9 protein-coding genes are annotated in these 9930 nt (G+C 69.9%); 5 read left to right on the forward strand and 4 right to left on the reverse strand.

Annotation, left to right across the window (positions count from 1 at the left end; genetic code table 11):
- From ACF08B_RS41095 to ACF08B_RS41115, 5 genes are all read left to right on the forward strand, one after another.
- Positions 1–1047: Mu transposase C-terminal domain-containing protein (locus ACF08B_RS41095; RefSeq protein WP_392322148.1), on the forward strand; the 1047-nt coding region annotated here is incomplete at its 5' end.
- Complete coding sequence (locus tag ACF08B_RS41100) at positions 1044–1850, forward strand: AAA family ATPase (RefSeq protein ID WP_392322149.1); 807 nt, start codon at positions 1044–1046, stop codon at positions 1848–1850. The genes ACF08B_RS41095 and ACF08B_RS41100, both read left to right, overlap by 4 nt.
- A 134-nt stretch (positions 1851–1984) precedes the next feature.
- Entirely contained in the window at positions 1985–2671 is a 687-nt protein-coding gene (locus tag ACF08B_RS41105) for an AAA family ATPase (protein ID WP_392322150.1), read from the forward strand.
- A 229-nt stretch (positions 2672–2900) separates the two neighbouring features.
- Positions 2901–3977 carry a hypothetical protein gene (locus ACF08B_RS41110; protein ID WP_392322151.1) on the forward strand — a complete coding sequence of 359 codons (1077 nt, stop codon included), beginning with the start codon at positions 2901–2903 and terminating at the stop codon, positions 3975–3977.
- Positions 3978–4023: 46 nt separating this feature from the next.
- The gene (locus tag ACF08B_RS41115) at positions 4024–4704 is read left to right on the forward strand and encodes a hypothetical protein (protein WP_392322152.1); all 681 of its coding nucleotides are present in this window, start codon (positions 4024–4026) and stop codon (positions 4702–4704) included.
- Between the two features lie 15 nt (positions 4705–4719).
- Here the strand turns inward: ACF08B_RS41115 and ACF08B_RS41120 are convergent, their stop codons facing one another.
- The 4 genes from ACF08B_RS41120 to ACF08B_RS41135 form a co-directional block, all read right to left on the reverse strand.
- A complete protein-coding gene (locus tag ACF08B_RS41120) occupies positions 4720–5244 on the reverse strand; it encodes a hypothetical protein (protein WP_392322153.1) in 525 nt (174 codons plus the stop codon).
- A gap of 33 nt (positions 5245–5277) precedes the next feature.
- Positions 5278–5778, reverse strand: a complete 501-nt coding sequence (locus ACF08B_RS41125; RefSeq protein ID WP_392322154.1) for a hypothetical protein — start codon at positions 5776–5778, stop codon at positions 5278–5280.
- Positions 5775–6713, reverse strand: coding sequence for a DUF6192 family protein (locus ACF08B_RS41130; protein WP_392322155.1), 939 nt, complete (start codon positions 6711–6713; stop codon positions 5775–5777). The genes ACF08B_RS41125 and ACF08B_RS41130 overlap by 4 nt, the downstream gene beginning before the upstream one ends.
- Before the next feature lie 167 nt (positions 6714–6880).
- On the reverse strand, positions 6881–9355 hold the full coding sequence (locus ACF08B_RS41135) for a Helicase associated domain protein (RefSeq protein ID WP_392322156.1): 2475 nt from the start codon (positions 9353–9355) through the stop codon (positions 6881–6883).
- Between the last annotated feature and the right edge of the window lie 575 nt (positions 9356–9930).

A 9930-nucleotide genomic window follows, 5' to 3' on the forward strand; every position in this document is an offset into this window, starting at 1 on the left:
TGGGTGACGTGGTTCGAGGACCGCGGTACCGGCTATGTGATGGGCTGGGCGGTCACCGCTGGCTCCGCGCACCGCGGTTCGGTTCTGGCAGCCGTCCGCGCCTCCGTGTTGCGTGAAGCCCCCTATGGGCCCGCAGGTGGACGGCCGCATCTCGTACGCGTCGACGGCGGCTCCGATTTCCTGTCCAGGACCGTCCGGCGGACCTTCGGCCTGCTCGGTGTGCCGATGCACAAGGTGCGCAGCGCCCGTCATAAGGGCGGGATCGAGCGGCTGAACCGCACCAGCATGACCCGGTTCTTCGCGGACCTGCCCCGTTATGCCAAAGCACCCCTGCTTGACCACCGTTGCCGCGTCGGCGACCAGGACCCGCCGCTGACTTTCGAGGCGTTCGTGGACCTGCTGCGCCAGTGGGTTGAGGAGCGCAACACCCGGCATGTCCTTGAACGCACCGGGATGACGCCGCTTGAAGCGTGGCTGAGCGACCCTGCTGAGATCCGGCCTGAGCCCAGCCCGGAAGAACTGCGCGCTTTCATGCTGGAGAGCGACAACAGGGTCCACAAGGTCACCAGTCATGGGGTGGAGTTCAACAACCGCTACTACATGCCCGAGAAGGGCGTGGGACGCATCGGTCTGGAACTGCGCCTGCGGTGGATGCCCCACCACGACCATGAGATCGATCTCTATACCTTCCGTGGCAACCGCTACCTCGGCCGGGCTTTCCTCAGCAACGAGGTCAGCGAGGAGATGCGTGAGAGAGTCCTCAACGACCGCGACGAGCACAGCGCGGTTCTGCGGCAGGCTCTGAAACGCTCCGCCGAACGCAGGCGGGAACGTCACCTGCCCTCCACGCGGCCCGAACTCCCCGTCCGTGCCATCCGCATGACGGAACAGGAGGCACGCGCCGAACTGGAGGGCGCTGCCCCGCCCGCGCCGCCGCGGCGACGTGCGGAGCCTTACTCGCCCCTGACTCCGCTTCCGGCCGGCTGGGTACGCCCGGGCCAGGCCGCCGCCCCCGCCCCTGCCGGTCCGCCTTCGGAGGACGCATGACCACCCCCACCGCCACTACTGCCGCGCCGCAGCAGCCGCCCGAGTCTGCGGCGCCGCGCCGCCCTGATTTGCGCCCGCAGTTCTTCCTCGGCCTCGAGGACTCGTCGCTGGTGGCTACCGACACGCTGCTGCAGATCAGGGACACTGTCGTCGACACCGTCGAGTCGAGGGCGATGTCGGTGATCTACGGGGATGCGGGGCTGGGCAAGAGTTTCGGTACCCGGGCGACGATCCAGGAGATGAATCCGGATCTGATCCTGCCGCTGGACTTCGCCCGTTCCCGCCCGGGGCCGAAGGATCTGCGCGAGGAGTTGTTCCACCAGATGAACCTCTCCTGCAAGATGCCGGGCACGCCGACGGCGTTCGACAAGCTGCTGCGTGAGACGCTGCCGCGGCGTCCGTATGTGATCGTGTGCGATGAGGCCCAGCAGTACCGGCGGGAGAATTTCGAGTTTCTGCGCAAGCTGTGGGACAACTGCGACCCGAAGCCGGCCATCGTTTTCGTCGGCGGCCGGGAGGCGTACGAGACGCTGCAGAGCGATCCGGCGCTGGCCTCGCGGATCTACATTCGCCTGGAGATCCTGGCGATGACCGAGGAGGAGATCCTCAAGGCCGTGCCCGACTCGCACCGGGTGTGGAAGGGCGTGGACGAGGCGCTGCTGAAGCGCATCGACACCCAGTATGCGCTGGGCTCGTTCCGTGAGTGGGCGAAGGTCACCAAGCACGTGATCAAGGGCATGGGGCACTTGGGGGCCGACAAGGTCGACGACCGGGTCGTGGACTGGGCGCTGAAGCGGTGTTGACCATCCCGTCCCCGCCGCCGGCGCTCTGGGGCGCGGCCGGTGCGGCCGGGCCCTTCGCTGTCCTTGAGGACGCTGCCCCATCTGGCCTGCACTTCCTCGGCGTTCCCGGGGTACGTACTGTGCTCACGCCGGGCATGCTCGCCGTCGGTGATGCGCTCGCCGATGCCTATGCCCAGGGCCGGTTCGTGTGCGTGCTGGGCGATGCCGGGGTCGGCAAGACCTTCGCCGTCCACACCGCCGGCCGCCGTCTTGGTGAGCTGTTGCCGCTGGATCTTCGGGCTCAGCCGGCGCCGGCTGACCTGCGCGCCGCCCTCCACCGTGCACTTGGTCTTGGCGGCGAGGCGCCTGCCGACCCCGGAGCCGCCGACACGCTGATCCGCCGTGCCCTGGCTGTCAGGCCGCGGATCGTCGTGGTCGAGGACGCCGACCGGCTGTCGGCGTCCTGCTTCGAGTACGTGCGTTTCCTGCACGACGACCTTCCCCAGGGGCTGTGCGTGGTGCTCATCGCCCAGGCGCGCGGCGAACGCTCGTTGCGCGCCCAGCGGATGCTCGCCACCCGCAGCGCCGGCTGGCCCTGCATCTGGCCGTTCACCTGCGACCAGGTCCCGCAGGCGGTTGCTGCGTTGCATCCGCTGTGGCAGAGCGTCGCGCCCGGCGACCTTCAGGCGCTGGACGCCCGCCTCGCCGATGGCTGTCTGCGCCGCTGGGTCGTGCTGACCCTTCACACCCAGCGGGCTCTGGCCGCCACCGGAGCGAAGAAGCCCGACGGAGACATGCTGCAGGCCGTGGCCGACCGGGTCGACGGCGGGCGGCGCCCATGACCGCACCCACGCGTCCTCCTGCCCCCACCCCGCGGGCCATCACGTCGACGGCGGCCCGCACAGATTCCGCCGGCAACTCCACGCCGGCGCCCGCCGCTGCCACGCCACCACCCGGGCCGAGGTAATGCCGATGCCGCGCCCGGCCGTCGTGCCCGAGACCACCACTGGCCCCTGGAGGCCTACATGGTCACCCGGCCACACCAATTCCGGCCTGCCCCCGCTCACTGTGGTGCACGACTCTCACGATGACTACGCCTTCATGGCCGTCGCGCTGGCCGCCCACACTCCCGCGCTGGGCCGTATCACCGTCCACCCCACCCCGGTGGCGAGCGCTCCCGCCTCCCTGGCCCACGACCTGCTGCGCAGCATGGGCAAACACCTTCCGCTGGCCGGGAGCGAGGACGGTACCTACTGGACGACGAACCTCGAGACCGCCTGGCGCGTGGTCGCCGCCTGGATGCTCGCGCTGCGCATCGGTCACGTCATCGTCACCCGGGCCCATCGCATCAGCTCCCGGCACTTCGAGTATCTCTTCGCCCTGCGGGAGCTGACCGGGATCCGTCTGACCGTGCTGTGCCACGGTCCTTTGCCGCCCGCCCTGGCCGCCGCTCTCGCCGCACTCCCGTACGAAGAGGCGCACAACCTGGCCGCGGCCCGTCGCGCCGTGGCCGCTCCTGCGCCGGCTCCACGACCGCCCGCCGGCCGGTTCGCGTGGTGGAAGGCGGACGGGCAGTTCCCGCCCCACGAGGGTGAGCCGTGCTTCCTGCTGCCGGCGCGGCGCGCACCCGGCCGCGGCGAAATCGAGGCAGCGGCCTGCCGCCTGGGCCGCGCGGTGCTTCCGCTGCCCGCGGTCGGCCGCTTTCCTTCCGAGCCCGACGAGCCGACCGCGCTTCTTGCGCGCCGGCTCCATGCGCGTATCGCCCATCCCGTTCACGCCGCGGCGCTGGCGGTGCGCATCCTCACCGGCTGTCCGGCCGCGCAGTTGCAGTTGCCCGCCGTCCATGAGGCTTTGCCGGCCCGGTCGAACCGCGGCCCGGGGCGCCCGGCCCCGTCCTGGGCGGTGGACTTGATCGAGGCAGGCCGCCGCTTCGGGCAACTGGAAGGGCGCCAGCACAGCGCTCGCCCGCTGCGGCTGCGCCCCTGGGACCAAGCGGGCGTGACCGAAGCGGCCCACGCCTGCGGTGTGGTCGAGCATCAGGCGCCACGCTCGAGACGGCACCCGGCCGCGAGGACTCCGGGTTCCCGACGGCCCGCTGCCGCACACCGGGGCGCGGGCAGCGCACCGGCACCGAACCGGGCAGCATGAGGTGGGTGGGCGCCCGACCAGCCCGCAAACACATAGGGAGTAGACGATGGCCGAGCCAGGGACAGAACTGTTCGAAGCGATCCGCCGCGACCACCGCGCGGGCGACAGGCTGCCCCGCTCCCTGGCTGCCCGGCACGGTGTGGCCAGAGCGACGGTCAAGGAGGCGATCTCGACCGTGCTGCCCCTGCCGCACCCCCTCCCGGCCGGCGAAGAGGGCCTGGGTGAGGCCCGTCAGTTCCTGGATGCGCTGCTGGAAGAAGACCAGGCCAAGGCGCCCGAGGAGCGCCGTTCGGCCTTCGAGCTGTATGAGGAGCTGAACCGTCGCACCGACGGGCTCCCGGTGTCCTACCGGTGGGTGTGGGAGTACATCGCCGATCGCCGCTCCCAGCAGCACGCTGACATCGGTTCGCCGGAGCCACATGAGCGGACCTGGGCGGCAGGCGTCCCCTCCGATATGCCGGAGTTCGTCACCGATCTGATCACCTGCGCGGTGCGTCACCTGACGGAGCTGAAGATTGAGGGCACCTTGTCGGCGGCCGACGGTGTCGAGCTTGGCATGGTCTCCCTCGGCACTGCCAGGGCCCGGATCAACCAGGCCCTGTGGGAGTTCGCGCTGGTCGGGCGCGGGAGCGGTCTGTCCTACGCCCAGATGAGCGCCTTCACCGGCATCCCCGAAGACGACCTGGCCCGGCAAGCCGAGGACTACCACCGCCTCATGACCTGCTGAGCCGCTGCCCCTCACTCACGGGCAGGGGTACGGCGGGTGTGGTGGCGCCTGGTGGCGCCTGGTGGCGGTGAGGGCGTTGATACCGGTGGTTGCCGCGGTCAGTGATTGGGCGGCTGTGTCGAGGCAGGCGTTGACCGCTGCGGGGCCGGCGCCGGTGCGGGTGAGCCGGTCGGCGTCGATGAGGCCGGCGGCGGCTAGGGCACAGTCCCCGGCGGCGCAGGACAGGGGGCTGGGGTCGTCGTCGAGTGTGGCTTCGATGGCGCTGCGGACCAGGCGGAGGCTGAGGAGGCGCAGACGGGTTTCGTCGGCGATGGCGGAGCAGTAGCCGGCCAGCAGCTGGGTGAGGCCACGTGGGGGCTCTTGTGCGGGGTCGGCACGCCTGGCGGCGTCGAGTTCGGTCTTGGCGAGCAGGATTCCGAGGAGCATGGCGGTGTCGGTGCGCTTGGGGCCGTCGGGCCGCTGCCGCGCATCGAGCTTCGGGGCCACGCCGAGGTCGGCCAGCGCGCTGTAGAGGGTGCGCGCGCTGGCTGGGCGTCGCATGGTCGGGCGTCCCGTCACGAACACTCCCGGACGTCAGGCGCCTGCGGTGGTGCGCCGCCGCCGTTTCGGCTTGGCTGGCCGGACCGGTTGGGGCATGGTGAGGGTGGCCTTCTGCATCCGGTCGTAGGTGCGGGTCATGTGGGCGATCTCGTCCTGGAACATGGCCAGGACCTCGTAGTTGTTCACTTCCTCGCCGAGTGGGTTGATGGCCCCGGACAGCAGGCGGCGTAGTTCGGTGTTGATGCGGCGCATCCGCAGGGCGGCGTACTCGGAGATCTTCGCGGGATCGATCGTGATCATGTAGCCGCTGCGGTACGACAGGAACGCCTTCCCCTTCTCCATGGTGATGTGGTCGCGGACGTAGCCCTTAGCCCGCTCGAACTGCCCGTCGGTGGCGTGGATGCGGCCGGTGATCTCCTCGCGGGGGAGCAGCACATCCTCGCCCTTCTCCTCGCATAGCCTCCAGGTGAGTTCGGCCAGGTGCTGGGTGGGGACTGGGGCTGCCCGCGGGGCGCCGGTGGCTGTGCGGGTCATAGCTGGTCATCCCCTTCGGACAGGATGCGTGCCAGTTCCTCGTCCATGCTCTTGTCGCCGGTCGACAGCGCGGAGTCGCACCAGTCGAGCGCCGCCCTAATCCGCCGGTGGTTGTCCAGCACGGCTCGTACCTCACGCTCGGTGAACTCCGCCACGTGCAGCCTCGGGATCATCCGCTGCAGATCGACCAGGAACGTCGTGCCACTGCCGATCAGCTCCAGCACTTCACTGGAGGCCCACTGGTAGTCCACCGCCGGCTCACGGCGGCGAACCTGCCGTACTTCCCGGACCTCGTCATCGGCCTCGTCCCGCTCGTGCGCGGCGGCGAATCTGGCAGCGGCGGCCTGCTGACGCTGCTCGTGGTGCGCCCGGTACAGGATGCGCTGGTTCGACGGGCTGGACATCACCCGCTGCGCGACGTCGGGGCGACGGATCATTTCCTCGACCGCCTTGGTGGCGCTCTCGTCCTCCCGCATCAGCGTCCGGACCCGGTCCAGCTTCTCTTCCTTCGTCAGCGGCCGGTTGGGAAGGCGTCCTGCCCGGCTGAGTGCGAGGTCTTCCGTCCAGTGCTCCCTGCCTTCCGGAGGCTGGCGGATGACCTCGAACCGGTCGGGCAGAGCATCGAGTGCCGAGTGCACCGACCACGGGACGCCCGGAACCCTCTCATCCGGAGGCCAGGCCATGGCGACATGCCGGTACTTCACCAGGGTGTTGACGTTGCTGCCGATCTCATCCGCGAAACGGTCCAGCACCAGGAAGACACCATGGTTTATCCCACGCCCCTTGGGCTTGATCATTTTCAGTGTCAGATCGCCCAGGCGGAACTGGATCGAGGTATCTTCCTCGACCATGTCGCGGCCCTGCTTGACGTAGCGGGCCCACTGCCGGTCGGTGAACTGCTTCGGGAACGGACTGATGAGTCTTGTCCGGGCCATAGCGCCTCCCGCGACGCCCCCCAGGGGGTATCGGTATCGCGACGTACACAGCCGCACCCCCGTGCCCCGCCATCAAGATTACGCCTACATATGTTCGAAATCTCCCTGGCGCAGTCGGTGAAAGAGGGGTGGCCGAAGTGCCCTTTAAGCAGCGGGCCTCTGGACGGCTACGCCCACCGCATGCCGATGGCGGAGAGCTGCTCGACCCGCTCCGGCGACAGCGTGGCGGCTCTGCTGCGCTGGTTCCCGATCCACGACCCCAGCTTGAGGTCTCGTTCCTCCTGGTCCTCGCCGCCGTCCCCGACGACGATCCGCTCGACGTGCCCCCTGGGCACCCGAAGGTGCCCCTCTCGCTCGTAGAACTGGCGGGCGGCGGCGTAGTTCAGCGCCCACTTGTCGCTCTGCGTGCGGCGTGGCTTCGGTTTCTCGTCCTGGGCCGCCGGTTCGATCCCGAGGACCTGCTCGCACATCCACTGCTGTCCGCCGGTGAGCCGGTCCCATCCAAGGCGCTGTGCCCTGACCCACCGCCCGAGGTCCTCGCCCTGGTGCACGGTCTCGCCTGACGTGGTCGGCAGCACGCCGCGGGCCTGAAGGTGCTGACGGACGAGGTGGAAGGCACGCTGCCATTCCACGGGCCAGGCGGGGCACCAGGACGGGTCGATGCCCTCCAGTTGCTCGCACCGCTCCGGGGCCAGCGTCCCGGCGCGGACGTCGGCTCGCGCGTTCTTCAGCCAGATGCCGACCTTGTGGCCCTGGTAGACGGCATCGAGCGGGGCCAGGAGGTGCCCGTTCTCCTTCGCCCACCCACGCGCCGCAGTGAGCCCTTCCTCCCACGCGACGTCATGGTGCGACCAGACCATGCCCAGCTTCTCCAGCTGCTCGACGCGTTCGGCGCCGAGGCGACCGCGGGCGTTCAGATGGCGGGCATCGGCGATCCACTGCCCGAGCGGGAAGTCTGCGAGTGAGGCTGGCCACCTCTCACGCACACCCTCGCTCTCCTCTTCGCCCTGGCCCTCGGTTTCCTGCTCCCGGCCGTCAGGCACGCGGTACGTGAACGGAATCTTCAGGCCGCCGCGTTCGCGGGAGTAGATGACGGCCGCCTCCACACCGCGCCGCCAGTGCTCTTTTTCGGGGTTGAGGACGCGCAGGCTGATGAACGCCGCCAGCGCGGCCGCATCGCGCGGGGTGCTGAACTTCAGCAGTGCCCATGCCGGTGCTGACAGTTGGTCGCTTCGGTCGCTCTCGGCTCCTTCGCCTTCCAGCCCGCTGCGGCTTTGAACGCCTCTGACGCGGCTTGGCTCCTGTGGCTGGGCCAGTGCCTCCACGATGCGGGTGTCGTGCGCCCTGAGGGCTTCCAGGAGCTTGGCGAGCCCGCCGTACGCCTTGCTCGTGAGCATGTTGTCCGCGGTTTCCCCGGGCCCGAGCAGGATCGGCACCACCAGCGAGGCCACCTTGCCCTCACCGGGCTGGATCCGCAGCGCCCGGCCGACGGCCTGGACGAGGTCGGGCATGGAGCCGCGCACGTCGGCGAAGTACACGCTGTCGCAGTTCTGGATGTCGACGCCCTCGCCCAGAACCTTCGCCGACCCCAAAAAGCGCCTGGCCGCGCCGCCGGCGAACTCGTCCAGCACACGGCGCCGGTGGGCCGGTGGGTGATCGCCGCACAGCCAGTCGGCCCAGACCGCACTCGGGTACAGCTGCGGGTCGTCCGCGTGCAGCTGTGCGGCGACGTCGGGAAGGCCGGCCGCGAAGGCCTCGGCTTCCTTGACCAGGTGGTGGAAGACCAGCGTCCGGCCGAAGGACTCCTCGACCGACGCCTTCACCAGCGCCGTCTGCAGAGCCGCGAGCCGCGCCCCGCGCACCTCATCCGACCGGCCTTCGACGCCCAGGAGCTGCGTGGCCTGGAGTTGGGTGTCGGTGATGTCCACGCACACCACCTGGTACGGCGCGCAGATGCCCCAGTTGATCGCCTCGGACAGGGTCAGGGTGTAGCACCTGCTGCCGAACGGTCCGTCCGGATCATCCTCCATCGACGCGACCAGCTCACCGGGTACCCCCGGCTCGGTGTCGTCGTCCAGCTGCCACAGCCGGGGTGTGGCGGTCATGTACAGCCGCCGCAGGGCGGGGATGCGGGTGTTGTCGTGGACGGCCGCCCAGGGCTTGCCGATCCGCCCCGAGGTCCGGTGCGCCTCGTCCACGACGACCAGGTCCCAGCCCGGAAGGCCGGCCGCGTGCGCCCGTTCCAGCGTGCCGAGGCCGAGCGAGGCGTACGTGGCGAACACCGTCACCTTGTCGAACGGCCGCACCCAGTCGACCAGCTCCCTAACCGCCGTGGTGTTCGGGAAGACCGCCTGATCCCCGCGCAGCGACGACACCCCGATCATCAGCCCCTTGCGGCCTCCCTCATGCCACTCGGCCTGGGTCTGCGTGAGCAGGTCCAGCGAGGGCACCAGCACCAGCACCCGGCCCGCCCTCAGTTCCTCCGCGCTGCGCACGGCGACCAGGGTCTTGCCCGAGCCGGTCGCCATAACCACCTGCGTCCGCAGCCCCCGCTCGGGCACGGTGGCGTGGGCCGGCAGATCGAGCGCACGCAGCACCGCGTCGACCGCCTCGCGCTGGTGGGGACGGAGAGTCTTCGGCACGCTGCCGCTCCTTTGCGAGCTTTGCTGTCGTTGGTGCCGCGATCGAGGTGACGCTCTGGTGGCGCGTCACGGGTGTCATCCGGTAGGGGATGCTGAGGCAAGTTTGGATCTCGGCTTTATTTTGAAGCATACTAGAGAGGCGGCTTCCGTGCCCGGTACTGTCCAGTGCCTGACAGGCAGTCACTTGCAGTCTTGAACCCCGGTCGTCAGCTCGCGCCCACCTGGCCTCGGCCCGTCCGCTCCGGGTGTCAGGCTCACGACACCCCTCCCTTAGCCAGCTTGGCCCGCGGCAGCGGGCCCAACGGTCCTGGAGGCGCAGCCGGAAGGACCATCAGGCGGGGAAGCGCAGCGGACCCGCCGACCGGGCTGGAGCGAAGCGGAAGCCCTTGGCGGGACGAAGACCCGCCAAGGCCGGGAGCGCAGCGGACGGCCCGTCAATCTCCGTGCGAAGCACGGAGATTGCGCGAGAGGCGCAGCCTCTCGCTGGCGCTCACGCGGAGCGTGAGCGCAACACCCACGCGCAGCGTGGGTGTTCGCTTGCTTCGGGCGCAGCCCGAAGGGACCCGCTCCGCGGG

Origin of the sequence: Streptomyces sp. NPDC015139, assembly GCF_043079785.1 — a bacterium.
Taxonomy (GTDB): Bacteria; Actinomycetota; Actinomycetes; order Streptomycetales; family Streptomycetaceae; genus Streptomyces; species Streptomyces albidocamelliae.